The organism is Natrinema salifodinae (assembly GCF_900110455.1).
GTDB classification, from domain to species: domain Archaea; phylum Halobacteriota; class Halobacteria; order Halobacteriales; family Natrialbaceae; genus Natrinema; species Natrinema salifodinae.
Window position 1 is genome coordinate 431,841 of the sequence record NZ_FOIS01000003.1, and the last position, 26,243, is coordinate 458,083.

At 66.4% G+C, this 26,243-nt stretch carries 29 protein-coding genes, 1 tRNA gene and 1 pseudogene; 13 read left to right on the forward strand and 18 right to left on the reverse strand.

Annotated elements, in window-relative coordinates:
• Positions 1-22 precede the first annotated feature (22 nt).
• A complete protein-coding gene (locus BMY29_RS12180; protein WP_049991167.1) occupies positions 23-742 on the reverse strand; it encodes a helix-turn-helix domain-containing protein in 720 nt (239 codons plus the stop codon).
• A gap of 199 nt (positions 743-941) precedes the next feature.
• Positions 942-2,057 (reverse strand): lipid II:glycine glycyltransferase FemX, encoded by a 1,116-nt coding sequence (locus BMY29_RS12185; RefSeq protein WP_049991166.1) that lies wholly within the window; start codon positions 2,055-2,057, stop codon positions 942-944.
• A gap of 345 nt (positions 2,058-2,402) precedes the next feature.
• On the opposite strand from BMY29_RS12185, the gene BMY29_RS12190 reads away from it, so the two are divergent.
• Together BMY29_RS12190 and BMY29_RS12195 are read left to right on the forward strand one after the other, a co-directional pair.
• Positions 2,403-2,927 (forward strand): Lrp/AsnC family transcriptional regulator, encoded by a 525-nt coding sequence (locus BMY29_RS12190; RefSeq protein ID WP_049991165.1) that lies wholly within the window; start codon positions 2,403-2,405, stop codon positions 2,925-2,927.
• On the forward strand, positions 2,920-3,246 hold the full coding sequence (locus tag BMY29_RS12195; protein WP_049991164.1) for a HalOD1 output domain-containing protein: 327 nt from the start codon (positions 2,920-2,922) through the stop codon (positions 3,244-3,246). The genes BMY29_RS12190 and BMY29_RS12195 overlap by 8 nt, the downstream gene beginning before the upstream one ends.
• 221 nt (positions 3,247-3,467) lie before the next feature.
• On the opposite strand, the gene BMY29_RS12200 is transcribed toward BMY29_RS12195, so the two are convergent.
• From BMY29_RS12200 to BMY29_RS12240, 9 genes are all read right to left on the reverse strand, one after another.
• A tRNA-Ala gene (locus tag BMY29_RS12200) sits at positions 3,468-3,539 on the reverse strand.
• 124 nt (positions 3,540-3,663) lie between these two features.
• Entirely contained in the window at positions 3,664-4,347 is a 684-nt protein-coding gene (locus BMY29_RS12205; protein ID WP_049991163.1) for a rhomboid family intramembrane serine protease, read from the reverse strand.
• 187 nt (positions 4,348-4,534) lie between these two features.
• Positions 4,535-4,843, reverse strand: coding sequence for a 30S ribosomal protein S10 (rpsJ, locus tag BMY29_RS12210; RefSeq protein ID WP_004215311.1), 309 nt, complete (start codon positions 4,841-4,843; stop codon positions 4,535-4,537).
• Positions 4,844-6,106, reverse strand: a complete 1,263-nt coding sequence (tuf, locus tag BMY29_RS12215; RefSeq protein WP_049991162.1) for a translation elongation factor EF-1 subunit alpha — start codon at positions 6,104-6,106, stop codon at positions 4,844-4,846.
• A 237-nt stretch (positions 6,107-6,343) separates the two neighbouring features.
• On the reverse strand, positions 6,344-7,291 hold the full coding sequence (locus tag BMY29_RS12220) for a homoserine dehydrogenase (RefSeq protein WP_049991161.1): 948 nt from the start codon (positions 7,289-7,291) through the stop codon (positions 6,344-6,346).
• On the reverse strand, positions 7,291-7,857 hold the full coding sequence (locus BMY29_RS12225) for an amino acid-binding protein (protein WP_049991187.1): 567 nt from the start codon (positions 7,855-7,857) through the stop codon (positions 7,291-7,293). Before BMY29_RS12225 ends, BMY29_RS12220 begins: the two co-directional genes overlap by 1 nt.
• Before the next feature lie 158 nt (positions 7,858-8,015).
• Positions 8,016-8,381, reverse strand: coding sequence for a NifU family protein (locus tag BMY29_RS12230; RefSeq protein ID WP_049991160.1), 366 nt, complete (start codon positions 8,379-8,381; stop codon positions 8,016-8,018).
• A 60-nt stretch (positions 8,382-8,441) separates the two neighbouring features.
• Positions 8,442-9,923, reverse strand: coding sequence for an LVIVD repeat-containing protein (locus BMY29_RS12235; protein ID WP_049991159.1), 1,482 nt, complete (start codon positions 9,921-9,923; stop codon positions 8,442-8,444).
• Between the two features lie 58 nt (positions 9,924-9,981).
• Positions 9,982-10,959, reverse strand: a complete 978-nt coding sequence (locus tag BMY29_RS12240; RefSeq protein WP_049991158.1) for an ROK family protein — start codon at positions 10,957-10,959, stop codon at positions 9,982-9,984.
• Between the two features lie 148 nt (positions 10,960-11,107).
• Between BMY29_RS12240 and BMY29_RS12245 the strand changes: the two genes are divergently transcribed.
• Positions 11,108-11,590 (forward strand): hypothetical protein, encoded by a 483-nt coding sequence (locus BMY29_RS12245; protein ID WP_074854743.1) that lies wholly within the window; start codon positions 11,108-11,110, stop codon positions 11,588-11,590.
• Between the two features lie 123 nt (positions 11,591-11,713).
• On the opposite strand, the gene BMY29_RS12250 is transcribed toward BMY29_RS12245, so the two are convergent.
• Positions 11,714-12,166, reverse strand: a complete 453-nt coding sequence (locus tag BMY29_RS12250; protein ID WP_049991185.1) for a universal stress protein — start codon at positions 12,164-12,166, stop codon at positions 11,714-11,716.
• Positions 12,167-12,292: 126 nt separating this feature from the next.
• Here BMY29_RS12250 and BMY29_RS12255 point away from each other — a divergent pair, with 126 nt between their 5' ends.
• Positions 12,293-13,033, forward strand: coding sequence for an SDR family NAD(P)-dependent oxidoreductase (locus tag BMY29_RS12255; protein WP_049991157.1), 741 nt, complete (start codon positions 12,293-12,295; stop codon positions 13,031-13,033).
• A gap of 35 nt (positions 13,034-13,068) precedes the next feature.
• Here the strand turns inward: BMY29_RS12255 and BMY29_RS12260 are convergent, their stop codons facing one another.
• Entirely contained in the window at positions 13,069-13,533 is a 465-nt protein-coding gene (locus BMY29_RS12260; protein ID WP_049991156.1) for a response regulator, read from the reverse strand.
• A gap of 182 nt (positions 13,534-13,715) precedes the next feature.
• On the opposite strand from BMY29_RS12260, the pseudogene BMY29_RS12265 reads away from it, so the two are divergent.
• Together BMY29_RS12265 and BMY29_RS12270 are read left to right on the forward strand one after the other, a co-directional pair.
• Positions 13,716-13,979 (forward strand): annotated as a pseudogene (locus tag BMY29_RS12265) (cysteine hydrolase); the annotation flags it as partial.
• 82 nt (positions 13,980-14,061) lie between these two features.
• A complete protein-coding gene (locus tag BMY29_RS12270) occupies positions 14,062-14,535 on the forward strand; it encodes a phosphopantetheine adenylyltransferase (RefSeq protein ID WP_049991184.1) in 474 nt (157 codons plus the stop codon).
• Positions 14,536-14,563: 28 nt separating this feature from the next.
• Here the strand turns inward: BMY29_RS12270 and BMY29_RS12275 are convergent, their stop codons facing one another.
• Positions 14,564-15,361 (reverse strand): ZIP family metal transporter, encoded by a 798-nt coding sequence (locus BMY29_RS12275; RefSeq protein WP_049991154.1) that lies wholly within the window; start codon positions 15,359-15,361, stop codon positions 14,564-14,566.
• Positions 15,362-15,446: 85 nt separating this feature from the next.
• On the opposite strand from BMY29_RS12275, the gene BMY29_RS12280 reads away from it, so the two are divergent.
• Complete coding sequence (locus BMY29_RS12280) at positions 15,447-17,087, forward strand: potassium channel family protein (RefSeq protein ID WP_049991153.1); 1,641 nt, start codon at positions 15,447-15,449, stop codon at positions 17,085-17,087.
• A gap of 124 nt (positions 17,088-17,211) precedes the next feature.
• Here the strand turns inward: BMY29_RS12280 and BMY29_RS12285 are convergent, their stop codons facing one another.
• Both BMY29_RS12285 and BMY29_RS12290 read right to left on the reverse strand, forming a co-directional pair.
• Entirely contained in the window at positions 17,212-18,459 is a 1,248-nt protein-coding gene (locus BMY29_RS12285; RefSeq protein ID WP_049991152.1) for a digeranylgeranylglycerophospholipid reductase, read from the reverse strand.
• 154 nt (positions 18,460-18,613) lie between these two features.
• Positions 18,614-19,030 carry a universal stress protein gene (locus BMY29_RS12290; RefSeq protein WP_049991151.1) on the reverse strand — a complete coding sequence of 139 codons (417 nt, stop codon included), beginning with the start codon at positions 19,028-19,030 and terminating at the stop codon, positions 18,614-18,616.
• A gap of 105 nt (positions 19,031-19,135) precedes the next feature.
• On the opposite strand from BMY29_RS12290, the gene BMY29_RS21100 reads away from it, so the two are divergent.
• A complete protein-coding gene (locus tag BMY29_RS21100; RefSeq protein ID WP_160290112.1) occupies positions 19,136-19,291 on the forward strand; it encodes a hypothetical protein in 156 nt (51 codons plus the stop codon).
• A gap of 42 nt (positions 19,292-19,333) precedes the next feature.
• Here the strand turns inward: BMY29_RS21100 and BMY29_RS21105 are convergent, their stop codons facing one another.
• Positions 19,334-19,483: a DUF7557 family protein gene (locus BMY29_RS21105; RefSeq protein ID WP_173424932.1), complete on the reverse strand. Its 150-nt coding sequence runs from the start codon at positions 19,481-19,483 to the stop codon at positions 19,334-19,336.
• 247 nt (positions 19,484-19,730) lie between these two features.
• Between BMY29_RS21105 and BMY29_RS12295 the strand changes: the two genes are divergently transcribed.
• Together BMY29_RS12295 and BMY29_RS12300 are read left to right on the forward strand one after the other, a co-directional pair.
• Positions 19,731-19,970, forward strand: coding sequence for a hypothetical protein (locus tag BMY29_RS12295; protein ID WP_049991150.1), 240 nt, complete (start codon positions 19,731-19,733; stop codon positions 19,968-19,970).
• 112 nt (positions 19,971-20,082) lie between these two features.
• Positions 20,083-21,207, forward strand: coding sequence for an aminotransferase class V-fold PLP-dependent enzyme (locus BMY29_RS12300; protein WP_049991149.1), 1,125 nt, complete (start codon positions 20,083-20,085; stop codon positions 21,205-21,207).
• Between the two features lie 15 nt (positions 21,208-21,222).
• On the opposite strand, the gene BMY29_RS12305 is transcribed toward BMY29_RS12300, so the two are convergent.
• Positions 21,223-21,762 carry a hypothetical protein gene (locus tag BMY29_RS12305; RefSeq protein ID WP_049991148.1) on the reverse strand — a complete coding sequence of 180 codons (540 nt, stop codon included), beginning with the start codon at positions 21,760-21,762 and terminating at the stop codon, positions 21,223-21,225.
• Between the two features lie 121 nt (positions 21,763-21,883).
• On the opposite strand from BMY29_RS12305, the gene BMY29_RS12310 reads away from it, so the two are divergent.
• The 3 genes from BMY29_RS12310 to BMY29_RS12320 all read left to right on the forward strand — a co-directional run bounded on the left by BMY29_RS12310 (position 21,884) and on the right by BMY29_RS12320 (position 26,175).
• The gene (locus tag BMY29_RS12310) at positions 21,884-22,558 is read left to right on the forward strand and encodes a DUF8173 domain-containing protein (protein WP_049991147.1); all 675 of its coding nucleotides are present in this window, start codon (positions 21,884-21,886) and stop codon (positions 22,556-22,558) included.
• Positions 22,559-22,704: 146 nt separating this feature from the next.
• Positions 22,705-25,668: an excinuclease ABC subunit UvrA gene (uvrA, locus tag BMY29_RS12315; RefSeq protein WP_049991146.1), complete on the forward strand. Its 2,964-nt coding sequence runs from the start codon at positions 22,705-22,707 to the stop codon at positions 25,666-25,668.
• 90 nt (positions 25,669-25,758) lie between these two features.
• The gene (locus BMY29_RS12320) at positions 25,759-26,175 is read left to right on the forward strand and encodes a DUF7994 family protein (protein ID WP_049991145.1); all 417 of its coding nucleotides are present in this window, start codon (positions 25,759-25,761) and stop codon (positions 26,173-26,175) included.
• Positions 26,176-26,243: the final 68 nt, after the last annotated feature.

The following is a 26,243-nucleotide window of genomic DNA, read 5'->3' on the forward strand; positions in this document are numbered from 1 at the left end:
CGACCAGCGGTAGAACCGGCACTTATCGCGACGCCGACCGGTGCGTCGCGTTCCGGTCGCGCCCGGACTCGGCGCGCGGCCCCGTCCCGGTGACGAGCGTCGACATGAGCCGAGCCTCGATCCGGCGGAGGTGTTGCCCGACGGTTCCCGGCGAACAGTCGAGCCTGGCGGCGATGTCCTCGTAGGTCACCTGGCGGGGCTCCTCGTAGTAGCCCGCCTCGACCGCGACGCGTAACACCTCGCGCTGGCGAGCCGTCAGGGTCGCGAAGAGGCGTTCGTCGGTCGGGTCGTAATCGCCGAGCCGTTCGATCTCGACGTCGACGATTGCGCGCGTCTCCTCGATAACTCGCCGGAGCGCGTCCTCGCGGCCGATTTCGTCGACGCGGAGCCGTCTGTTTTCGGGGCCCGCGTACTCGAGCGGGTACTCCAACACCACCGCGTGTCGGTCGTGGACGGCGAGCAACTCCCGCGTGAGGTCGCTGGGCCGATAGTGCAACTGCAGGATCGTCGCGTCCCCGGCGTCGATGAGCTGGTGGTCGACGACCGTCGGCCCGGTGTCCTCGAGCGCGTCCTGAAGGGCCGCCCGATCGCCCCGAACCACTTTCTGCGTGATGATCGTTCCGTCGTCGAGCCGGTCGATGTTCCGGATCGAATCGAACGTGACTCCTCGCTCGCGGAACCGTTCTGCACCCCGGTCGAAGTAGCCTCGTTGTGGGGTGAGAACGTATGACACATGACGCATTGCGATACAATAACCAATCCTAATAGAAAATAGTTGTGAAGGGTGGGCGCTTAATTGTACACTAACGGAAAGCATAGAAAGATGCTGGACACAATTGTTCGCCGTTCGGCTCGGCGGACCGAGGTTCGAAGCCGCTCGTCGTGTCGGCGATGCGACCGCGTGACCGGGTCCGATTACCGGAAGGACGACCGGACGGTGGTTACGTGTAGTAGGGCCAGTACAGCGACCGACCGGCCTTCACCAGTTTCCAGAGCGGGCTACAGCCCCGTTCCCAGACTAGCACCGGGACGGCCCGGCCGCCGAAGCCCTCCTTGAACCGATACACGCCATCCTCGAAGTCCGTGTTCGTACTGCCGAAGTCGTAGGTCTCGTAGCCGTGCTCGATCCCCCACTGGAAGACGTGATCGTAGAGCAGCTCCGAGGCGTGATCGTCGAAGTACTCCCGGGGCACGGCGGCGAAGAAGCCGTGGACCGCGTCGTGCTCGTCGTCGAGCACCTCGAGCATCCCACCCGCGTACTCGCCGTCGATGCGGATCGTCAGCAACAGGAACCGCGACTCCATCGCCTGCAGCTGCTCGAAGAACGAGAACGGATACACGTCACCGTCGACCCGGTCCATCACGCGCTCGTAGGTCCGATAGAACCGCTGGAGGTTCTCCCGGGTGAGCTCCTCCTCGACGATTTCGTAGTCGGCGTCGCGCCCGCGTTCGATCCCGCGTCGCCTGGTCCGACTCATATCCTCCAGAAGCTGCTCGTGTCCCTTCGTGAGATCGAGCAGGAACCGACACTCGCGTCGGAAGGGCCGGTACCCCCACGACTGGAGCGCGTCGTTGTACCGGAGATAACTCGTGTCGAGCCCGCGGATCTGGTGAACGATCGTCGTGCCGCGACAGAGCTTCGGGACGGTCTCGACGATGCACTCGAGGGACTCCTTCGGATCGGTCGGCAGCAGGGGGCCGCCGAAACCGGGATAGAGCGACGACAGGCGATTGAACGGCGTCTTCTCGATCTCGACGACGAAGTTGGGCATGAGGCCGATCCGGTTCCCGTCCTTGGTGACGACCAGATGCCGTGGCGTATAGTTCAAGCCCGTCTCGATCGCGTCGAGCCACTCGTATCGGTGGAAGACGCTCCCCCGACTCGAGCGGTCGACGATCCCGTTCCACTGTTCCTTTCCGACGTCACGAACCGTGTCGACGACGTCCACCTCAAGGTTCGACCGCTCGCTGACGGTGGGTCGCGCGTACCGCTCCGAAAACAGAGAGCCGATTCGATGGAGCTTCGACCGAGTGGAACCGCCGGTCTTCTGTGCCATTGACGAACCCTCACAACAGGTTGCCTATTTGGTAGTACGGTCATTATTCACGGACCCGGTGACGGTAACGACCCCCAACCAGTCCCGCGGCCCCGCTATCACCCAGTAGGTTCCGACTACCCCCTTTTCGAGCGTCGGCCGCGCGGAAGTCCGGAGACGGAGGTCCGATCGACGGCAACGGCGCGCACTTCATGTCGGCATGGGAACTCGATCGGGCGAATTGCTTATTCCACAATACAGTCATCGGAAAGAGATTATTACGAATCCAGATTTTCGATATTAGTAGACAGAGGCCACAAGAGTACGAAAAAGACAAGCATCGAGCGGACATTTGCGAACGCAGGAATGGATCTGGACGAGACAAACAAGGCCGTTTTGTACATGCTCCAACGGGATGCGCGGCGGCTCACCACGAAGGAGATGGCCGAGGAGATCGGTGTCTCGGCCAGCACGGTCCGAAATCGCATCGAGCAACTCGAAGACGCAAAGATCATTCAGGGCTATCATCCGATCATCGACTACGACAAGGCGGGACTCCAGTTGCACGTCCTCTTTATCTGTACCGCCCCGAACCCGCAACGCGAACGGCTCGCGAAGGCGGCCCGCGACGTCAGCGGCGTCGTTACGATTCAGGAGGTCCTCAACGGCCAGGAGAATATCCAGATCGAGGCCGTCGGGACCGAAACCGACGACATCGCGCGCATCAGCGACGAACTCTGCGATATCGGGCTCGAGGTAGTCAACTCGAAGATCCTCAAGAGTTCGCACAAACAACCGTTCGACCACTTCGGCAAGTCGATCGTCGACTCCGACCAGGAGCCGGACGCGAATACCGACGCCGACACAGAGACGGACACGACCGATGCGTGACCACGTCGCTCCCATCGAGTTCGACGTCGAAACGACCACCTACCGCGCCCGCTACGACCCGTCCGCGATCGACCCCAGCCTGGCCGTCGTCAGCATGCTCGGATCGATCACCGACTGCGACGTCGCGGACCTGGCCCCCCTCCACGACGTGATCGATCCGCAGAGCTTCGACCGGCTGTTGCACCACGCGCGGACGACGCCCCACGGCGATCGGTTGCAGATCACCTTTCGATACGCAGGGCACCTGGTGACCGTCTTCGGCGACGGGCAGCTCGAAGTGGAGCCCGTTCGTGAGGCCGGCCAGGCGGACGATGAATAATATCGGCTACGAATTGGGACCATCGGTGCCGCTGGTCTACTCGATTTCTCGGCATCACCTCCGTCGGTTTCGGTCGCTTAGTGATTCGCCTGGTGACTCTCGGAGAACTCAGTATATAGAACGCGGTGAACGAAAGGAATGGACTCGCCGGGAGTCACGCGAGCGAAGCGAGTGTGACTACGGAGAGTCCACGACTGAACGAGCGTAGCGACGTGAAGAAGTGGACTCGCCGGGATTTGAACCCGGGGCCTCTTCCTTGCGAAGGAAGCGATCTGCCACTGATCTACGAGCCCGCGCCCGTTTCTAACGCAGGTTTCTATTTGAGGCTTGTGTTTCGGACCGGTATCGTCACGGCGTTGCACGGGTTCGGTCCGCGTCCAGCTCGGCCTGGCCAGGCCACTAAACCCATCACACCCATCAGACAGCTGCCCGAGACCCCACCGCCAACACCCGCGCCCGGCCGGCAACCAGGCCGACCAGAAACCCGGCGAAATGGGCGATCAGGGCCACGCCTGGCGAGGCGGTCGCGAGCGTGATCGCGATCGCCAGGCCGACGAACGCGAGGACCGAGAGCCAGCGCGGGATCGTGACGAACGACGCGAGACCCGTCGACAGCCGGTTCGACGCGACGAGATACCCCAGGAGGGCGAACACCGCGCCGCTGGCGCCGAGGACGCCAGGCGTCGGCGCGACGGGGACGAACGGCAGCGGCGCGAGCGCGCCGGTGACGACGATCTGGGAGACGCCGGCGACCGCGCCGGTCGCGGCGAAGAAGGCGTGAAAGCGCAGCCGCGTCGTCGCTCGCGCGACCGGCCAGCCGAAGACGAGCAGGGCCAGGCTGTTCGAGACCAGGTGGCCGAGGCCGCTGTGGGCGTAGACGCTGGTGACGATCGTCCAGGGATTGGCCGTCAACGGCGGTGCGAGGATGAACAGCGCACTCATGACGCCTGCGAGGGTGGTGATACCCTGGGCGACGAAGACAAGCACGAAGACGACGAGCAGTTCGAGAATCGGGCTGCTTGACCCCGGGTCCGTCCCCGCGTGCGGATCGGGGCGAGCCCCGACTCGCGGCTGTGATCGTGACTGCGAGCGCCTCGCCATACGGGAGTCTGTGACGGCAAGCGACAAAAGTGGGGGCGCTTCCGGGTCCCGGTTCTAGTCCGTCCCCGATCCCGAGTCGGCACTGAACCGTACAGCGACAGCTACGGATGACTCTAGAGGCTGGGGTATCACACGATGACCGCAAAAACGGAAACCCGCACTCGCGTCGCGATCGGAGCGACCTCGATTAGTCTTCGAGGACGATCTCGATCGAGACGTCGTTCGGCACCTGAATGCGCATGAGCTGGCGGAGTGCGCGTTCGTCGGCGTCCAGGTCGATAAGGCGCTTGTGGACGCGCATCTCCCAGTGCTCCCACGTGGCGGTGCCCTCGCCGTCAGGCGATTTCCGGGTCGGCACCTCGAGGGTCTTCGTCGGCAGCGGGATCGGACCGCTCAGGTTGACGCCGGTGTTGTTCGCGATCTCGCGGACGTCGTCGCAGATGTCGTCGAGGTCGTCGGGACTCGTGCCCGCGAGTCGAACGCGTGCCTGCTGCATTTATTTCTCGTTGACGTCGAGAACCTTGCCGGCCGCGATGGTCTGACCCATGTCGCGGATGGCGAAGCTTCCGAGTTCGGGAATTTCGCTGGATGGCTCGATGCTGAGGGGCTTCTGCGGTCGGATGGTGACCACAGCAGCGTCGCCCGACTGGATGAAGTCGGGGTTCTCCTCGGCGACCTCGCCGCTCGAGGGGTCCATCTTCTTGTCGATGGATTCGATCGTACACGCGACCTGTGCCGTGTGGGCGTGGAAGACCGGCGTGTAGCCCGCCGTGATCACGGACGGGTGCTGCATGACGACGATCTGTGCCTGGAAGGTATCGGCGACGGACGGCGGCTCGTCTGCGGGACCGCAGACGTCACCGCGGCGGATGTCGTCCTTGCCGATGCCGCGGACGTTGAACCCGACGTTGTCACCGGGCTCGGCCTTCGGCACTTCCTCGTGGTGCATCTCGATCGTCTTGACCTCGCCGCCCACGTCGCTGGGCTGGAAGGAGACGTCGTCGCCGGTGTTCATGACACCGGTCTCGATACGTCCGACGGGGACGGTACCGATACCGGAGATCGTGTAGACGTCCTGAATCGGGAGTCGCAGCGGCGCGTCCGTCGGCGGCTCCGGCTCGGGCAGGTCGTTGAGGGCCTCGAGCAGGATTTCGCCGTCGTACCACGGCGTGTTGTCGGACTCCTCGGCGATGTTGTCGCCCTCGAAGGCCGAGATCGGGATGAACGAGGCGTCGTCGGTGTTGAACTGGACCTGCTTGAGCAGCTGGTTGACTTCTTCGACGACCTCGTTGTACGTCGACTCCTCGTAGTCGACGACGTCCATCTTGTTGATGCCGATGATGAGCTCGTCGATACCGAGGGTACGAGCCAGGAAGACGTGCTCCTGTGTCTGGGGTGCGACACCGTCGTCAGCGGCGACGACGAGGACGGCGTTGTCGGCCTGGGACGCACCGGTGATCATGTTCTTGACGAAGTCGCGGTGACCAGGACAGTCGACGATAGTGAAGTCGTACTCGTCGGTGGAGAACTCCTGGTGGGCGATGTCGATGGTGACACCGCGTTCGCGCTCTTCGGCGAGGTTGTCCATGACGTAGGCGAACTCGAAGCCGCCCTTGCCCTTCTCCTCGGCCTCTTCTCGGTGCTGTTCGATGACGTGCTCGGGCACGCTCCCCGTCTCGTAGAGGAGTCGTCCCACGAGCGTACTCTTCCCGTGGTCAACGTGGCCGATAATGGCCAGGTTCTGGTGTTGTTCGCTCATTGTTGTAGCTCACGCGCAAAGGCGCTTATATCGGTCTCTTTGGCTCGTTGCGGTTAAAACCATTTCGAAAGTGTATTCAGATGATCCCGACGCCGTCTTGCGGTTTGCCTAGCATTCACACGACGGGGAACGTTCGATCGACGGACGGCGTCAGCCTCGAATCGGCCAGGCTCGGACCGCAGTTCGAGTCGCCGATTGCAATCGATTCGCCTGGTCCGTGCGGCGGACCGGAACCGGCTACAGCGGCGGGAGCCGGCCGACGTCCGAGAGGACGGCCGTGGCCGTCTCCGGACCGCCCGCACCGCGGCCGCTGGAGTGCAGCGAGCCGGCGTTTCGAGTCTCGATCTGGACGATATTTCGCGTGCCGGTCACGGCGAGCGCGCCGTTCTCGGGGACGAGTCGCGGGCCGACGCGGACGCCGTCGCGAGTCGCCTCGCCGATGAGTCGGATCGTGCGTCCGTCCTCGGCGGCAAGGTCGAGCGCGCTGCCGGGAACGTTCTGAATCCCCTGGACCGTCGCGTCGTCCAGCGAGAAGCCGCCGTCGGCCAGCACGTTCGCTAGAATGACGAACTTCAGCGCGGCGTCGGTGCCGTCGACGTCGAATGTCGGGTCGGCCTCGGCGACGCCTAGGTCCTGGGCCTCCGCGAGCACGTGTTCGTAGTCGAGTCCTTCGGCGGCCATCCGGGTGAGGATGAAGTTCGCCGTGCCGTTGAGCACGCCACGCACCGCGGTGACGGCCTGGGGCGTGCAGTCCTCGATCGTCGAGAGCACCGGAATCGCGCCGCCGACGGTCGCCTCGAACCGAATCGAGCCCGCGCTCTCGGCCTCGAGAGCGCGGAGTTCCTCGTAGCGTTCGGCGACCGGCCCCTTGTTCGCCAGGACGACGTGGCGATCGGCCTCGAGCGCTCGCCGGACGTGCGAGAAGCCGGGCTCGGCGTCGCCGAGCGTCGTCGGCGTCGCCTCGATCAGGACGTCGTAATCGGTCTCGAAAACGTCCTCAGGGTCGGCGGTGCCGACGGCCTCGCCGCCGATCTTGCGCTCGAGGGTGTCCGCGACGGCGATGCCGGATGGATCGACCGCAGCCGTTCCGGAGTCGGCCAGTGCGACGACCTCGTGACCGTACTCGCCGGCCAGGTCGGCGACCGAACGGCCGACGTCGCCGGCGCCGAGGATCGCGAGCCGCATCAGGCCTCACCTCCGAGCAGCGGTTCGACGACGGTCAGGTCCTTGTCCGAGCCGATCGCGCGGATGGCTTCGAGAACCTCCGCCGCGCGGCCCGAATCAATCGCCAGGCGGGCGCGGGCGCTGGCGACGCCGTCGGTGCCGTCGGGTGCGGCCAGCGAGAGGTCTTGGACGACCGCATCGGCCTCGTCTTCGATCCGCGAGAGGGTGTTCGAGAGGTCGGTTTCGACGAGGTGGCCGACCAACACGACGTTGACCTCCTCCTCGTAGTGCTCCTCGCCGGCCTGAATGACGTTGACGCCGGCGTCGCGCAGCGCCGAGACGATGCCGTCGAACCGGTCGGGGGGACACTCGAAGTCGACCTCGACGGGGATGTGCCCGCGAGGCGTGATGTTACCGCGTTCGTGGTGGATGCTCAGCAGATTACCGCCGTTATCGGCGATGGGGGCGAGCGCGCGCAGCAGCTCGCCCGGTTCGTCGACGAGCTCGAGTCGGACAGTATAGGCGCGTACGCCGCCATCGGTTTCTGGTTCGTCCTCGCCGGAATTGGCGGCTGGTTCGTCACCCATCGCCACCACCTCCGTGTCGCGGGCGTCCACACGTTGTCATGATGTATGATTCCGTAATGGGCGCGTAAAAGGATATAGGACTTCCCAAAACTCACCGACCCTGTCAACGATGGGCACAGCCACCGTCCGGCCGGTCGATCGCAGACCTCACAGGTTCCCTAGAGGTGGTCCTTGCCCGGATTCGACGAGCCCCAGTCGCCGCGGCCGCCCTCGGTCCGGTCGACCCCCATGATCGACTCGGGCTGGTCGGGGCCGCCGAGACTGTCGCGTGCGTCGGGGACGCGGACCGTGACCTCGTCGATCTCGGGCCAGGTGATGAGTTCGGCCTCGATGTTACCCGTCGTCACGTCGCTGACCGAACAACCTTTGCAGCCGCCGCCGAGTTCGATGATGACTTCGCCGGTCTCGGGATCGGCCTGGCGAACCGCGCTGGTTCCGCCGTGCATCTGGATGATCGGCATCTCGCGCGCTAGCCACTGCTCCACCCGCTCCTGCAGGGACGGCTCGTCCTCGGGGTCAGTCATGAGTCGTGCTAGGAACTCGAACGGTGAATAAGTTCGGTCACGCGACCGAGATCCGGCGGATTAATCCTGAACGTTCCCGCCGCGCCGGCGCAGCCACTCGAGCGTGGCCGCCCCCGCCGCGGCGCCGGTCAGACCGGTGAAGCCGGGGATCGAATCGCCGCCATCGGAGCCGTCCTCGTCGCCGTCGCTGCCATCGTTGGTTCCGTTCTCGTCGCCGGACTCGTCGCTTCCGCTCGTCTCGTCGCCGGCCGATCCCCACTCCGACGGCTCCGCCAGGGACGGCGGATCGACCTGCTCGCCGACCTCGATCGGGAACGTGTAGAGCGCCCCGTCCAGAGACGTGTTGGGGATCGCCTCGGTGCTTGTCGCCAGGAAGGTCTTGCCCGACTCGACGACCCGGGCCGTCCAGAAGGCCGTCTCGCCGGGGTCGCGCCACCAGGCCAGTTCCTCGGGCTCGCCGGGTTCGGAGACGTCGTGGATCTTCACGCCGCCGCGGTACCACGACGAGTAGAGGCGGCCGTCCCGGAGTTCGAAGTTGTGCGAGGTCGTCCAGGTCCCGCCGTCGTAGGACTCGTCGACCGTCCGGGGCGCCTCGATCGCCCCTCGGTGGACCGGATCGCTCGGGTCGCTAACGTCGTATAGATCGATCCCGCCTGGCCGGTCGGGCTCGTCGCCGCCGGTCGCCCAGGCCTCCCGGCCGACGGCCATGAGGTCGCCGGTGTCGTCGACCGCCGCGTAGTGGTCGTTGCCCGGCAGCCCCTGGGCCGGCTCTGCCTCGTCGGTCGTCCGTTGGTCTTCGAGCGTCGTCTTCGCGACGTGGGAGACGTATTCGGGGTCGGTCGGATCGCTCACGTCGAGCAGATAGGTTCCGGCGTTCCAGTAGGGGAGGTACGCGATGTCGTCCTGCACGTAGACGTCGTGGAGGTATCGCGCGAGGAAGTCGACGTCGCGCCACCCCGGTTCGCGGTCCAGCAGCGACCAGTAGCCGACCTGTTCGATTTCGTCCCCGTCGCCGACGTCGTAGATGACGAGCAGGTTCCGATCCTCCTGCCAGGGGTTCGCGGCGACGAACAGCAACTCGCCGTCGAGATAGCAGTTGTGGATGTGATAGCCGGTCTCGTACGCTCCGACGGGCTCGGGCGATTCGGGATCGCTCACGTCGTAGCTCCGGAATCCCATGACCCCGTAACCCGGGTTCGCCGGCCCCGCGGCGACCAGGCGGTCGCCGTCGACGGTCACGTCGAGAATTTCGGACAGCGTTCCGTCACCGACCTCGAGAGCGCGTTCCGTGGCGAGCACCGTCGGCTCGGCGGGATCGCTGACGTCGACGGTCGCGAACCCGGTAGTCGTGGCGACGTAGGCGGTCTCGCCGTCGTCGCCGACGACGCCTTCTGCGGCTCCGTCGACGGCAACTCGACCGAGCGGTTCGTAACCGTCCTGCTGGCGGGCTGTCGGACGACGCGATCGGGCCGCGGTGTGTCCCGTCGCGGCCAGGCCGAGTCCCGCCGCGCCACTCGCTCGAAGGAACGCTCTCCGCTCCATAGTTGCGGCAGGGAGCGGGCGGATATATAGGCGGCGGATCCGGGGTCGGGCCGACCGCTCAACTGCGCAGTCGTTGGCGGTCGCCGGTTCCCTCGGTCAGCGCGCTGGCGAGAGCACCCTCGAGGACGACGTCGTCGCCGAGGTCGGTGACGCGGATCTCGGGGACGTTGGTCATCACCATCTCGGAGACGCGCTCGCGGATGGGGTCGACGACCAGTTCCTCGTTGTGCAGGGCGACCGCGCCGCCGAAGGAGACGACGATCGGCGCGAACGCGTGGATCACGTTGGTGACGCCGATCGCGTTCCAGTGGGCGAGCTGTTCGATGACGTAGTCGGCCAGTTCGTCCTCACCGGCCAGTTCGAAGACGTCCTTGGCCGTGAAGTCCGACCCGTTGAGCGGCAAGTTCGTGGAGATGGTCGGATCGTCCTCGGCGAGCAGCTTCGCGTAGTCGGGGATGGCGTTGCCGGAGCAGTAGGCCTCCCAGTGGCCCTCGCGGCCGCAGCCACAGGTCAGCCGACCGCGAGGGTCGACGACGTAGTGGCCGACCTCGCCGGCGTTGCCGTCCCAGCCGCCCATGATCTCGCCGTCACAGCAGACGCCGGCGCCGATCCCCGAGGAGATAGTGATGTAGACCATGTCGTCGGGATTGCGATCGGCGTGGAACCGCTCGCCGATGACGCCGGCGGTAGTGTCATTGTGGAGGTAGACCTCGTCGCTGTCGATCAGTTTCCCGATCGGTCCCGTTAGTGGGATTCGGTCGATCGAATTGGGGAGGTTCGCCGGGTCGATCACTGCCCCTTCCGCGAGGTCGAACGGTCCGATCGACCCGATTCCGGCGGCCGCGATTCGGTCGGGAGCGATGCCGGCCTCGCCACACGCCTGGCGAAGCGTGCGGAGGACTCCTTCCGTCACGTCGATGCCCGTCGGCCCGCGTGGCGTAGATCGGCGGCTCACGCCGATCGTCGTCCCGTCGGCCTCGGCGACAACCGCCCGGACGTTGGTCGCGCCGAGATCGACGCCCGCATAGTAGACCATGCTATTGGAGAGACGACCGTCGCCGTACTTAACTACCCAGATTATACTCGCAGACGAGTTGCGATTGCGAGAGGTTACGTCGTCAATAGCACACCGACGACGCGCCGCCGGCGACATATGTATGACACATCGTCCCATAGTACGTCGTATGGCCACCGACGACTCCCCCACCGATCTCGACGCCGAGTCCGACCCCGGGACCGACGCCGACGGCGAGCCGGAGTCCGTCCCCGCCGAGCCGGACTCGACGCCGTCGCTGTCCGAGACGGAGCTTGAGGCCCTTCACGAGGTCGAACTGGGGCTCGAGTGGACCCAGCGCGCCCAGGGCTGTCTGCTCGAGTTCCACCACGCGACGGGCCACGGCATGGACCACCTCGCCCGCGGCGAAGAACTGCTGCGGGCGGCCGGCCGCGACGACCTGGCGGACGCGATTCGGACCGACCTGCTCCCCCACGGCGTCGTCGACGAGGACCGGTGGTCCTACGACGTCCTCGAGGACTTCCAGGAGACGCTGCTCGCGGAGACGCGGACGCTCGAGCGACGCGTCCGCCGCGAGCTGGCCGACGGGGAACGCCACGTCCGCGAACGACGCCAGGAACGCACGTGGAAACGTCGCGCCCGCGAGCGGTAACCGACGGGCGAGCGGCGGTGACGGTCTCGATCCGGTCGGCCAGGCCGACCGATGCGCACCGTCTCGGTTCTACGACGGCACGATGGGACGGCGCGACGCACGAAAAACGGGTACTCGACGGCGTTACTCCTCGCTCCGGACGAAGGTAACCGGGCAGGGGGCCGACAGCATCACTTCCTGGGCCGTCGAACCGAAGACGGCCTTCCCGGTCGGGGAGCGGCGCCGGCCGCCGACGATAACCCGGTCGGCCTCGACGCTCTCCGCCAGGTCGACGATCGTCGGCCCGTGCTCCCCGACGGCGCCCTGGATCTCGTAGTCGACGTCGTGTTCGTCGAGGATATCCTGGATGTCGTGGATCGTCGAGTGCCGCCCCGCGACCGCGTTCGGATCGACGTCGTCGACCTCCCGGTCGAACTCGAGGCGGTCGAGCACCTCGTCGTACTCGTTGCTGGTGAAGACGTGCGCGAGGATGACGGTCGCGCCGGCCGGTTGCGCTACTTCGAGGACCGCTTCAGCCAGTTGCTCGCTCCGGTCGGCGTCGCCGGGACCGACGGCGAGTAGTACAGTGTCTAGCATGAGAAACGGGTTTTTCATGCAGCGCCGTAAATCCGAGGGTCGGTTCGGTCCGGACTGGCGTCGCGGCCGTCAGGCGCCCGATCCGACACCGGGTCGTTTTTCCACCGCGTCGTCGACTGGCGACGCATGGAGGGACCAGATCTTTCTGAACGGACGGTGCTCGTCACGGGCAGCGCGAAGGGCGTCGGTCGCGAACTCCTGCTGTCGACGGCCGACTGCGGCGCGTCGATAGCGGTCCACTACCACACCAGCGCCGACGCCGCCCGCGACGTGGCCGCGGCCGCTCGCGAGCGCGGCGCAGCCGAGGCGATGACGGTCCAGGGCGACGTCACCGACCCGGAGAGCGTCGACGGACTGTTCGCGGCCGTCGAGGCCGAACTCGGCGCCGTCGACGTACTGGTGAACAACGTCGGCGACTTCGCGCCCGCCCACTGGGCCGATCTCGAGTTCGAGACCTGGAACCGCGTCCTCGAGACCAATCTCAACGGGACCTATCTCTGTTCGAAACGCGCCCTGCCGGCGATGCGCGAGCGCGAGTACGGTCGGATCGTGAACATCGGCTACGCCTCGTCCGAGAAAGGCCTGGTCAGTCCGAAGAACTTCCCCTACTTCGTCGCGAAGGCGGGCGTGTTGATGTTCACCCGCATGCTCGCGGCCGACACGCAAGACGACGGGATCACTGTCAACGCCATCTCGCCGTACGTCGTCGAGAACTCCGACGAGTTCCCCGACGAACTGCCCCGCGATCGCCCCGCGAGCTTCGAGGACCTGATCCAACCGCTGTACTTCTTCCTGGATCCGGACAGCGAGTACGTCAGCGGCGAAAATATCGAGGTCGATGGCGGCTGGTTACCCGAGCGAGTATAAGCGGTTGGCGGCCGGCAGCCGGAGACGGCGGCCGACTACTGGAGTTCGTCGGACGTCGGTAACCGGACGGTCGACAACCAGAAGTCTTCGAACGTGCGAAGGGTCTCGATGTAGTCGTCGGCGTCTCCGGCCTTCGTGATACAGGCGTTCGCGTGGCGCTTGTACGCCCGGCTGACGTCTTTCTCCGATTGCGAGCCGGTCAGCACGATAACGGGAATGTGTTCGAGCTCCGGATCGTCTTTTAGTTCCGCCAGGACGTCTTCGCCGTCCGTTCCGGGAAGGTTCCAGTCGAGAAGGACGAGGTCGGGGCGTGGCGCGTCCGCGTAATCGCCGCGCTGGTGAACGAAATCGAGGGCGTCGTCCCCTGCGGAGACGACCTGCAGTGCATTGACGAGTTGGTCATCGCGGAGCGCTTCCTCGACGAGTCGAGCGTCTCCTGGATTGTCCTCGATCAAGAGAAGGACGGGCGGCTGCCCCGTATTCGGGGCCGAATCGCTCATACAGTCCCTGTCGACAGGGGAGTATATAAAAGCAAGGAGGTTCCGACTCCGATATTTCCGCTGATATGTGCGTCTGTGTGTGTGTTCTCGGCGTTCTCGCGGAATTCGTCGAGTAATTCACAGACGAATAACACGAACGCGGTGCACCCGAGAATTATCACGGAACGCCGTCGCGCGCCATAGGCACGGACGGGATCGCGTTCACGCCCGAAACGGCACCGGCGGACGAGCCGACGATGGTGAAGTCGGTCAACAGCGCGTTCATCGGTACGGAGAACCTCGGGTTCGATCCGATCGTCGTCGCCGACGCGACCGCGACGTTCGAGCGTTCCGTCGACGGCAAGCCCTTCGACGCGGAGACGGTCCATCGCACCGCCCTGGCACACCTCGAGGGCGAGTTCGCGACGGTGGCGACGACCGCCGAGATCCTCGATCACGACGCCTGACGCGGGCGCAGAGTGCCCTGGGCCCCTCGTCGACCGCCGCTCGCGCACCACAGTTATGGACGTGGTCGTGGCCCTGTCCGCCATGCGAGTCGCAGTCGCCGGCACGTTCGGGCCGCTCCACGACGGCCACCGACAGCTGTTCGAGCACGCGCTGCGCTTCGGCGACGACGGCGTCGTCGTCGCGCTGACCAGCGACGACCTGGCGGTCGAGACGCGCCACGAGCCGCGGCCGATCCCGTCGCTCGACGAGCGGACGACGGCCGTGGCCGACGCGATCGCCGCCCTCGACGAGCGAGGCCGCGACGTCGAGATCCGGACGCTCGAGACCGAGTACGGTATCGCGACCGACGAGCCGTCGATCGACGGCTTGGTGGTCTCGCCGGAGACGGCGCCCGAACTCGAGGCGATCAACGAGCGGCGGCGCGAACGGGGGTTCGATCCGATTACGGGAATCGTCGCGCCGTACGTCCTCGCCGACGACGGCGAGCGGATCTCGTCGACGCGGATCGTAACGGGCGAGATCGACGCGCACGGCCGGGTACTTGCCGACGGGTGACGGTGACCGACCGTCCGATTCCGACGCGTCAGACGAACACCAGGGGAGCCATCAGGAGGATGCCGGCGCCGATCCCGCCGAGGAGTTCCGGCTTGCCGCCGCGGGGCAGCCGTTCACCGATGTCCAGCGCCTCGGGGACGAACTCGGTGAGCACCAGGTAGATCATCGCGCCGGCGGCGAAGCCGAAGCCGTAGGGGAGGAACTCCCGCGCGTAGCGGACGAAGGCGAAGGCGATGACGGCCCCGACGGGCTGGGGTAGGCTCGAGAAGACGGCCCACCAGACGAGCTTCCAGTTCGCGACGCCCATCGCGGTCAACGGGATCGAGATCGCGGTCCCCTCGGGGACGTTGTGGATTGAAATCGCGATCGTCATGAATACCGCCAGGAGCGGGACCGTAAAGCTGAGGAATTCGGCGCCGCCCTCGAGCCCGAGATCGGCGAAGGAGACGCCGATGGCCACACCCTCGGGGAAGCTGTGGACGGTCAGGATTCCGAGGATGAGGACGAGTTTCTTGAAGTCGGCTTCCTCGTACTGCTGTGGATCGATGTCGGCGTCCAACAACAGGTCGTGGGCGACGACGACGAGGGCGACCCCGGCGAACAGGCCGACCGCGATTTCGGCCGGCGTCCCCTCGGCTAACCCCTCCTCGACGAGCCCGAACGTCGACGCCGAGAGCATGATCCCCGAGGATAGGCCCCAGAGGACGACGTTTCGGCGGTCGCTGAGCCCCTCGAAGAAGAAAAAGGGGAGCGCGCCGAGTCCGGTCGCCAAAGCCGTGATCAAGCCGGCGACGAACACCAGCGCGAGGTTCTCCAGCAGCGCCATTCAGTGGCGTAACGGGCCGAACGCATAAATCGACGGCGAACCCGGCGATCGGTACTGTCAACAGCCGTCCTGGAATAGACAACGTATGTCACTGTGGCGATCCCGCCGCGCCGGTTACTACCTCGCGCTGGTGACCGTCACGACCGTCGTCTCCACGCTGGTGTACAACTACGGTATGGCGACCTTGGAGAACGATCCGCAGCCGCTGTACCGGTCGCTCGAGGTCGTCTTCCAGACGTACACGACGACCGGCTACGGCGAGGACGCGCCGTGGGCGACGCCCCAGATGAACCTGCTGGTGATCGCCCTGCAACTCACGGGCATCGGCCTGATCCTCACCGCCGTCGACGTCTTTGCCGTCCCCTGGCTCCAGCGCGCGCTCGCGACCACGCCGCCGACGGCGGCGACCGATCTCGAGGACCACGTGATCATCTGCGAGTACACGTCCCGCGGCGAGGCGTTCATCGAGGAGCTCGATGCCCGCGACCAGGCGTCCGTCGTCGTCGAACCCGACGAGGAGACGGCGATGGCACTGTACGAGAGCGACTATCGGGTCGTCCACGGCGATCCGGAGTCGACGGACGTGCTCGAAAACGCCGGCATCGAACGGGCGACGGCGGTCGTGGCCGATTCCGCCGACGACACGAACGCAAGCATCGTCCTCTCGGCCCGCGAGGTCGCACCTGACGTGCGGGTCGTGACGTTGGTCGAGGACCGGCGGCTCGGGGAGTACCACCGGATCGCGGGTGCGGACGACGTGCTCTCGCCCCGCCAGTTACTCGGCGAGAGCCTGGCCCACCGCGTGCCGACGGCCGTGACGACCGCGGTCGACGAGGGGGTCGAGATCGGGGACGACCTCGAACTGGTCGAGCTCTCGATCGCGGAGGGAAGCGACCTCGTCGGCCGGACCACCGGCGAGGTCCGGCTTCGCGAACGCTACGGCGTCGACGGCATCGGCGCCTGGTTCGGCGGCGAGTTCGAGAGTCCGCTTTCGCCGGACCGGGTGCTCGATACGGAAACGCGGCTGCTCGTCGCGGGGGAACCCGACCGCATCGACGAGCTGCGGTCGGAAGCGTCGTCGTCGGTCCAGCCCTTCTCGGCCCAACACGTGGTGATCGCCGGCTACGGGGAGGCAGGTGCGGCGGCGGGCGGCGCGCTCGCCGAGACGAACTCCCAGGTGACCGTCCTCGACAGTGTCGACAAGGAGGGCGTCGACGTCGTCGGCGATGCCCGCGATCCGGACGCGGTCCGCGAGGCAGGCGTCGACGATGCGACCGCGGTGATCGTCACCCTGGACGACGACACGACCGCCGTCTTCGCGACGCTCGTCGTGCGGAACCTGAACCCGTCGGCCGACATCGTCGTCCGGGCAAACGACGCCGAGAACATCCAGAAGCTGTACCGGGCGGGTGCCGACTACGTCCAGTCGCTGGCGACGGTCAGCGGCCGGATGCTTGCCTCGACCGTCTTCGAGGACGAGGAGGTCCTGGCCGTCGACCGCCAGATCAACGTGGTGAAACTCCCAGCCGGGCGCCTGGCGGGGCGCACGGTCGCCGACGCCGACGTCCGCTCGCGGACCGGCTGTACCGTCCTCGCGGCGGTCCGGGGCGGCGAGACGGTCACGGGATTCGACCCCGACTCGTTCGTCTTCGAGGACGGCGACGAGGTCGTCCTCGCCGGCACCGACGAGAGCGTCCGAGCTTTCGAGGAGACGTTCGGTGTCTGAGTCGCGGCGCTCGGCTTCGGACGCGGAGCTCGATTCAGCGGTGACGAATCGGTCGTCGGACGCAGTTCGGGCGAAATCGACGGACGAACGGTACTGAAAACGAGCGGGCGGCGACTCCGTCGGCCTACAGCAGGTTGAAATCGAGCCCCAGTTGCTGTTTCGCCAGGCGAGCGAGCAGCGGCGCGTCGCCGGGCTCGAGTAGCTGGGCGATGGCCAGGGGGTTACCCTTGTTCGCCTTAGCCAGGGTCTCGGTGTCGAGTCGGTGGAGGTCCTCCATGAACTTGTCGTAGCGCTCGTTGGGCGCGAGGTAGAGCAGGTTGGTCATCAGCAGCCGCTTGTTCATGTTGGGCGCGACGTCGCGGTGCCAGAGGGTCTCGTAGACGACGAGGTTCTCGGCGGTCGGTTCGGCGTCAGCGTGTTTGAGGCAGCTGTCGGCGGCGACGGCGGCCACGCGACCGGACTGCATGCACTTGTTGATCCCCTCGCCCCAGAGCGGGTCGACCGTGGGGACGGTGTCGCCGATGGCCATGAACCGGTCGGTGTGCATCTGGCCCGGCTTCTGGAGGTGGGCCGAGCCGCGGTGTTGCTTGCCCTCGATACGCTCGGCGTCCCGGAAGCGCGGGTCGGTATCGAGCCAGTGCTCGAGGTAGTCGTCGACGGTGTAGCTGTCCTTGGCGTACCGCTCGTGGTGGTTGTTCTGGATGTAACAGAGGCCGACCTTGGCGGTGTCCTCGCCCGTGTGGAAGATCCAGGAGTAGCCGCCGGGCGCGATCTCGTGATCCAGCCGGAGCATCATCGCGTCGCGGAGGTCGGCGAAGCCGGGGCGGTCGATGTCGATGCCCTCGAACTCGTACTCGATGCCGATCGCGTGGTTCTCCCGTTCGAGTTCGACGACGTCGAGTTTCTTCGCCAGCGGCGCGGCCGGGCCCGTCGCGTCGACGACGATCTCGCCGTAGACCTCCTCGTCGCCGTTGTAGGTGACGCCGGCGATCTCGCCGCCGTCCATGATTGGGGCGGTGACGCGGGAATCAAACCGGTACTCGGCGCCCTTCTCGCGGCCGTCTTCGACGAGATAGCGCTTGAAGTCCGCGAACTCCAGCACCGCACCGGGCTGGTCCTGGACGTAGTGGTTCGTCGGGGACTCGAGGACGACGCTGTCGGTGTACTGCATTACCACGTCGTCCGGGATGCCGAAGGAAGCCATCATGGAGGGGAAGGTCCCCGCGGTGGACTTGTTACTCTGGCGCGGGAACTCGTCCTCGGACTCGGTCTCGAGGACGACGACGTCGTACCCCCTGGCCGCGAGATCGCGGGCACACTGGGCGCCAGCGGGGCCGGCACCGGCGATCACTACGTCGTAGCGGTCGTTCATGTAATCCAGACTGTAGCGGACCTTAATTAGTTTGTCCTGTTACGGTCGATACGACGACGGCGAACGCCTTGAGTGTCCACACGGCATGTTCACAGACCGGATACCGCGACGACGCTCGACTTCGACCGGCCGCCGCGAGCGAGCCGACTCATTGTTACCGAACGATCGTTACCGGCACGGGCGCCTGGCGAACGATTCGTTCCGCGACGCTGCCCAACAGTACCCTGGAGAACCCGGTCCGTCCGTGGCTGCCGACGACGATCCGGTCGACGGCGTGGGTCGCGGCGTAGTCGACGACCGCGTCCGCCGGCTGGCCGACGACCGTCGCCGGCGCGATCGAACAGCCGTAGTCGGCCGCGCGATCTTCCGCGGTCGCGAGTAGCTCTTCGGCCGCGTCCCGTTGGTGGTCGAGCAGCGCATCCGGCCCGAGGTGAGCCGCCGCACCGTAGCCGCTCTCGGTCGGATCGACGACGTGGAGCACCGTGATCTCGTCCTCGGTGTGCTCCGTACATGCGAACTCGAGGGCCGCCCATCCCGGCTCGGAGTCGTCGAGCGCGACCAGCAGGTGCATACGGACCGATACGAACACCAACTACTTGAGTGTCATCCACTAGCACGTCAAAACGTCCGACCCACAATCGGGACGCCGAACGGAGACGACAGACGGAAGCGACGCGTGACCGAAACTCACCGGCGCGAGTCGCCAGGCGGCACCGCGGCCGCGACCGAACGGGACCAGGCCTCGCGGTCCGCGGCGTCGGCGGCCGCGGACGTTGCACCGGTCGGGTTGACGCTGCAGTCGAACACGCGGGCGACATCGTCGGTCGTGTAGTTGAGCAGAAAGAAGAAGGATGCGAGGCCCTTCGGCGCCGTCTCACTCGGAGTACCCTTCCTGTAAGAACGCGCCCTCGGTCTCGTACATCGAGACCAGTTCCTCGACGAGTTCCTCGCACGACTGGCCCTCCTCGCGGTGGCTGTCGAGTCGCTTCTTCAGGTCGTCGCTGATCTCGAGCGTGTGTGTCATGGTTGTATCGATGTCGTGGACTGGAGCGTGTCGTGGACCGGAGCGCTGTCAGAACGCGTACCGGAACCGTCGGCGACCAGCGTCAAATAGCCACGGGGCGCGAGTGCAGACACGACTACGGGACCACCCGATTACCGGCATACGATCGGCGTGCACACCGCGTCTCGACTTCTCTGCCGTACACCCGCCGTCTCGACCGGCACGGGACGGCCGTTCGCTTACACCGGTCCTTCCCGTATCGCCAACTATGACGGCTCCACTAACTGACGACGACGTCGGGAAGACGGTCGTCGACACCGAAGGGAAGGAACTAGGAATCGTCGCCAAAGTCGAAAACGGCCGGGCCTCCGTCGATCCCGACCCCAGCTTAGCGGAGCAAGTGCTCGCCTCGGTCGGCTGGGAGGGCGAAGACGAGGAGGACTACGTAGTCACCGAAGACATGCTCCGACGCGTCGACAACGAGGTCGTCCTCCGCGGCGAACTCTGACGGGTCCTCGCCCCGTCCGCGGTCGGACTCGCCGATCTCGACCTCGGATACCGTCGCGCTCGACGCGAGCGGACCGTCAGATCGAACACGGCATCGAGCGAACGGTTCGGTGATGGAACCCAGCGAGCTCCGCGAGACGATGCCCGCCCTCGAGTCCAGCGTCTACTGCAACTGGGGCGCCGGCGGCCCGAGCCCGCGCCGCGTCGTGGACGCGGCCGAATCGGCGCTGGAGGACCACGAGTACCGGGCGCCCGCGGCCGAGGGGATGTACCCCGCGGCGTTCGACGCCTACGACGAGGCGCGGACGGCCGTCGCCGACCTGCTCGGGGCCGCGCCGGTCGAGATCGCGCTGACCCAGAGCACGACCGACGGGATCAACCGGATCGCGGGCGCGCTCGACTGGGATTCGGACGACGTCGTCGTCCGGACCGACCTCGAACACTCCGCCGGAGTGCTGCCCTGGGAACGGCTCCGGCGCGAACGCGGCGTCGAGATTCGGACCCTCGAGACCGAGAACGGCCGGCTCGATCTCGACGACGTGACGGCGGCGGCCGACGACGCGACGCTGTTCTGCGTGAGTTCGCTCACCTGGACCCACGGGACGCGGCTCCCGGTCGAAGACGTCGTCGAAATCGCCCACGACGCGGACGCGCTCGCGCTGGTCGACGCCGTCCAGTCGCCCGGCCAGGCGCCCGTCGACGTCGGCGAGTGGGGCGCCGACTTCGTCGTCGCGGCAGGCCACAAGTGGCTCCTCGCTCCGTTCGGGGCAGGCTTTCTCTACGTCCGCGACGGCGTCGAACGGGACCGGGACCTCGTCCCCGCCGCGATCGGTTACCGGAGCGTCGCGGACGAGACCGCGACCGACTACGAGTACGCGCCTGGCGCGCGGCGATTCGAGGTCGGCACCGCGAGTCCCGCGCCCTACGCGGGGCTGGCGGAAGCGATCGAGACGATCGAGGAGATCGGGATCGACGCGATTCAGCGGCGGATCGAGACCCTCACCGACCGGCTCAAGGAAGGTGTGCCCGACGACCGACTCCTGAGCCCGCGGTCGTACGAGTCCGGCCTGGTGACGATCGACGTCGACGAGCCGGAGCGGGTCGTCGAGCGCCTGGCCGATCGAGGGATCGTCGTGCGAGCCCTCCCGGAACCGGCGGCGGTCCGCGCGTCGATCCACGCGTTCAACGATCGGGCGGACGTGGACGCGCTGCTCGCGGCGCTCGACGAGGAGTTCTGAGACGGCGAGCGGCGACTATTCCGAGTCGGCGTCGGCAGCCGACGCGGCGGTCTCGACCATCGTCTCCCGCTCGTCGAAGTAGGCGGGCGCGTCGGTCTCGGCCTCGAACTCGATAATTTGGGTCAGTGCGTCCTGGCCGTCCGCGGCCTCCGACGCCAGGTCCGCGGCGAGCTCGGTGTAGCCGGCGGCCAGCTCCTGGAAGGCCTGCATTCGGGTCTGTTTCGCTTCGACGAGCAGCTGTTTCTCCTCCAGTTGCTCCTGGAGTTCCTCGAGTTCCGCGACGTCGTCGGCCCTAGCGTCCGGCACGTCCGCGGTCGACGGAGCGTCGGTGCCCTCGACCTCGTCCGGGAGCGCTTCGAGGCGCGACCGGATCTCGGCCATCTCCGCGTCGATCTCGTCCAAAAGCTCGTCGGCCTCCTCGCTCATCGTCTCGACGCTCCCCGAGAGCAGGCCGGCCTGGGTCTGGCAGTACTCGACGCACTCGTCGATCGCGAGCGCATCCGCGTCTGCGTCCGTATTCGGATCCGAATCCGGGTCCGCAGCGTCGTCGTCCATAAGCGTCCTTGGGGCTGCCGGCCGAAGTCACTTTGGTCCACGGTCGGTGCCGGCGACGGCGCTGTCGGGACCGGTGTGGAAGCCGCCGCCATTCAAGGGACCGCTGGCGAAATATCCGACCATGCATCGCGTCTCCGTACCGCTCCTCGCGTCGCTGGTGTTCTATCCCGGGACCGTCTCCGCACAGGACGTCCCCCGGCCGGTCACGGGCGAGCCCACGACGCTCGGTGAGTTTGCGGTCGTCTTCGGCGTCTACGCGCTGTTCACGCTCGTCGTCGGTGCGATTCTCCTGGCGATCTCGACCTCGTCCGTCCGGGCGATCGAGGGGCGACTCGTCGCCGATCCGTTGAACACGGGCGCGATCGGTCTCGGCGTGCTCGTCGGCGGGTTCGTCGCCCTCGTGGTCGCGTCGGCCGTCACAGCCACCCTCGTAGGCGTCGGTGCGCCCGCGATCGTCGGCCGCGCGCCGATCGCGCTCACGGTCGCGCTCTCGGCAGGACTGACGGTCGCCAACACGATCGGGATCATCACGGCCGGCTCGGTCTTGCTCCGGCGCGTCGGACTTAGCGACGATGCCCACCCGAACCCGTGGCTCGCGCTCGTCGTCGGCACGATCATCGTGCAACTCCTGTACCTGGTGCCGCTGGTGAACCTCGTCGTCGCTCTCGTCGTAGTCGGCCTGGCGACCGGCGCGACCGTCGAGTATTGGTGGACCGATCGGGACGAGAACGGGGGCGAAGGCGAGGATGAAGGGCCGTCCGATCCGGAGCCGCGAGAGGATGCACTGGACCGGTGACGCCAGGCGCGCTCGCGCCAAAATGTGCTAGCACACACCACTGTGTTGCCCTTTCAGACTCGTTAAGTCCTTCCGGCCACTGAATCAGACACAATGAATCTGGTACTGTGTCGACAAGAGAGACAGTCTTCATTTGCGACCGAATTATGAGCAAGGACTACATCGAAGTCCGCGGTGCGGAGGAGCACAACCTCAAGGACCTCGACGTCGAGATCCCCCGCGAGGAGTTCACCGTCGTCACCGGTCTCTCGGGTTCGGGCAAGTCCTCGCTCGCGTTCGAGACGGTCTACGCGGAGGGCCAGCGCCGGTACATCGAGAGCCTCTCGGCGTACGCCCGGAACTTCCTCGGCCAGATGGACAAGCCCCAGGTCGAGACCGTCGAGGGCCTCTCGCCGGCGATCTCGATCGACCAGAAGAACGCGGCGAACAACCCTCGCTCGACCGTCGGGACGGTCACGGAACTGCACGACTATCTGCGGCTGCTCTACGCCCGCGTCGGCACGCCCCACTGTCCCCAGTGCGGCCGCGAGGTCGGCGAGCAGTCGGCCCAGAACATGGTCGAGCGCATCCTCGAGCTCCCCGAGGGGACGAAGGCCAAGCTCGCGGCCCCGGTCGTCCGCGACCAGAAGGGCGCGTTCGAGGACCTCTTCGAGGAACTCGTCTCGGAGGGGTACGCCCGCGTCGAGATCGACGGCGAGGAACACGACCTCACGCTCGACGACCCCGACTTGGACGAGAACTTCGACCACACCGTCGACGTGATCGTCGACCGCGTGAAGGTCTCGACCGAGGATCGACCACGCATCGTCGACAGTGTCGAGACGGCCCTCGACGAGGCCGACGGCGTCCTGAAGGTCATCCTCCCGGACCCGCCAGAAGAGGCCGCCGCGGACCTCGGTGAAGAGGCCCGCCGGACCGGTGCACTGGGCGACGAGACCGACGAGGACGACCGCTTCGTCGTCGAGTTCTCGAAGGACCTCGCGTGTACCCACTGCGGAATCGACGTCCCCGAGATCGAGACCCGCTCGTTCTCCTTCAACTCACCCCACGGCGCCTGTCCCGAGTGCGAGGGCTTAGGCGAGACCAAGGAGGTCGACGAGGACCTCGTCATTCAGGACGAGTCCAAGCCGCTCAAGCACGTCTTCGAGGCCTGGAGCTACAACCGCTCGTACTACCAGACCCGCCTCGACGCCGTCGCGACCCACTTCGACGTCTCGCTGTCGACGCCGTTCGAGGATCTCGACGAGGACGTCCAGCAGGCCTTCCTCTACGGAACTGACGGACAGGTGCTGTTCAAGCGACACACCAAAAACGGCACCCGCCGGAAGAAGAAGCGCTTCGAGGGCGTCATCCCTAACCTCGAGCGCCGGTACCTCGAGACCGACTCCGATTCGACCCGGGAACACATCGAGGACTACATGTCGGTCACGGAGTGTCCGGCCTGCGACGGCACCCGCCTGAAGCCCGCCTCGCGCGCGGTGCTGGTCGACGACACCGCCATTACCGAGATCAACGCGATGAGCATCGGTGACGCTCGCGAGCACTTCGAGTCGATGGAAGCCGACCTCACCGAGCGCGAGAAGGTCATCGCCGAGGAGATTCTCAAAGAGATCCGAGCGCGACTCGGATTCATGGTCGAGGTCGGCCTCGAGTACCTCACGCTCGACCGCGAGGCTTCCACCCTCTCGGGCGGCGAGAGCCAGCGCATCCGGCTCGCGACTCAGATCGGCTCCGGCCTGGTCGGCGTCCTCTACGTGCTCGACGAGCCCTCGATCGGGCTCCACCAGCGGGACAACGACCGGCTGCTCGACACATTGGAGGAGCTGCGCGACCTCGGCAACACCCTGCTGGTCGTCGAACACGACGAGGAGACGATGCGCCGCGCGGACAACGTCATCGACATGGGGCCCGGCCCCGGCAAGCGCGGCGGCGAGGTCGTCGCCAACGGCTCCGTCGAGGAGGTCAAAGCCACCGACGGCTCCGTGACCGGCGACTACCTCTCCGGTCGCCGGCAGATCCCGGTGCCGGACGAGCGACGCGATCCCGAGGGTGCCGTGACGATCCGCGGCGCGCGCCAGCACAACCTCAAGGATCTCGACGCCGACATCCCGCTTGGCTGTTTCACCGCGATTACCGGGGTCTCCGGCTCCGGGAAGTCCACGCTGATGCACGAGGTGTTCTACAAGGGCCTCGCTCGTGAGATGAACGACAACACGAGCGTGATTCCGGGCGATCACGACGCCATCGAGGGACTGGACCAGATCGAGACGGTCCGCCTGATCGATCAGTCGCCGATCGGCCGCACGCCGCGGTCGAACCCCGCGACCTACACCAGCGTCTTCGACTACATTCGAGAACTGTTCGCCTCGACGAAGCTCGCGAAACAGCGCGGCTACGAGAAGGGTCGATTCTCCTTCAACGTCAAGGAGGGCCGCTGCGAGGAGTGTGGCGGACAGGGCACGGTGAAGATCGAGATGAACTTTCTGAGCGACGTGTACGTCCCCTGCGAAGAGTGCGACGGCGCGCGCTACAACGACGCCACGCTCGACGTCACCTACAAGGGGAAAACGATCGCCGACGTCCTCGAGATGTCGGTCGAGGAGGCCTACGACTTCTTCGAGTCCTCGAGCCAGATCCGCCGCCGGCTCAAGCTGCTGAAGGACGTCGGCCTCGACTACATGAAACTCGGCCAGCCCTCGACCACGCTGTCGGGCGGCGAGGCCCAGCGGATCAAGCTCGCCGAGGAACTCGGCAAGAAGGACTCGGGCGAGACGCTCTACCTGCTCGACGAGCCGACGACCGGGCTGCACAGCGAGGACGAGCGCAAACTCATCGACGTGCTCCACCGGCTGACCGACAACGGCAACACCGTCGCCGTCATCGAGCACGAACTCGACCTCGTCAAAAACGCCGACCACGTCATCGACCTCGGCCCCGAGGGCGGCGAGAACGGCGGCGAAATCGTCGCGACGGGAACGCCGGAGGACATCGCGCGGCTCGAAGACTCCCACACCGGCCGCTACCTGCGGGATCTGCTCCCGAAGGTGGATCTCGAAGGGCCCCGCGGCGAGCGCGTCGAGCCCGTGTCGGCGCCGATGGACGACGACTGACGGAGTGACGGCCGACCGCGTCGAGGCCTGCGCCGGCCGACCGCGACCGAGTCGGAACGACTAACTCCGATCCCCCGGAATCGGCGACCGATGAGCGGACTGAAGGCCGTCGTTCGCCGCGGGTTCGCCGGCGGCGGAATCGCGACGCTGTTGCTCGCCGGACTCTTCCTCATCGGTGGCGAGCCGACGCAGCCGTCGACGCTGGCCATGACCGCCTGGCTCGCCGCCGTCGGCGTCGCCCTGTTTATCGCCGGCACCCGCGAGCGCGTCATCCTCGGAACCCGGACCGTCGGCTGGCCCCGCCTGGCCGCGGTCGGAATCGGAGTCCTCGCGGTCGGGTGGGGGATCGTCGGCTTCTCGCAGCTCCGTGAGTTCGAGACGGCCGGCGGCCCGTGGCTGCTCACCGCCGCGATCACGCTCTTCTCGCTGGCCTACTTCGCCTGGTTCGCCCGCGAGTGCTGGACCGGCGGCTACTATCTGGACGAGGAGACGTTCGCGGTCGAGTGACGGCTCGCAAGGGCGGCGGGGCCGAACGGGAGCTCGCGGAGCGGGTATCGATCCGTTTCACAGCGAGC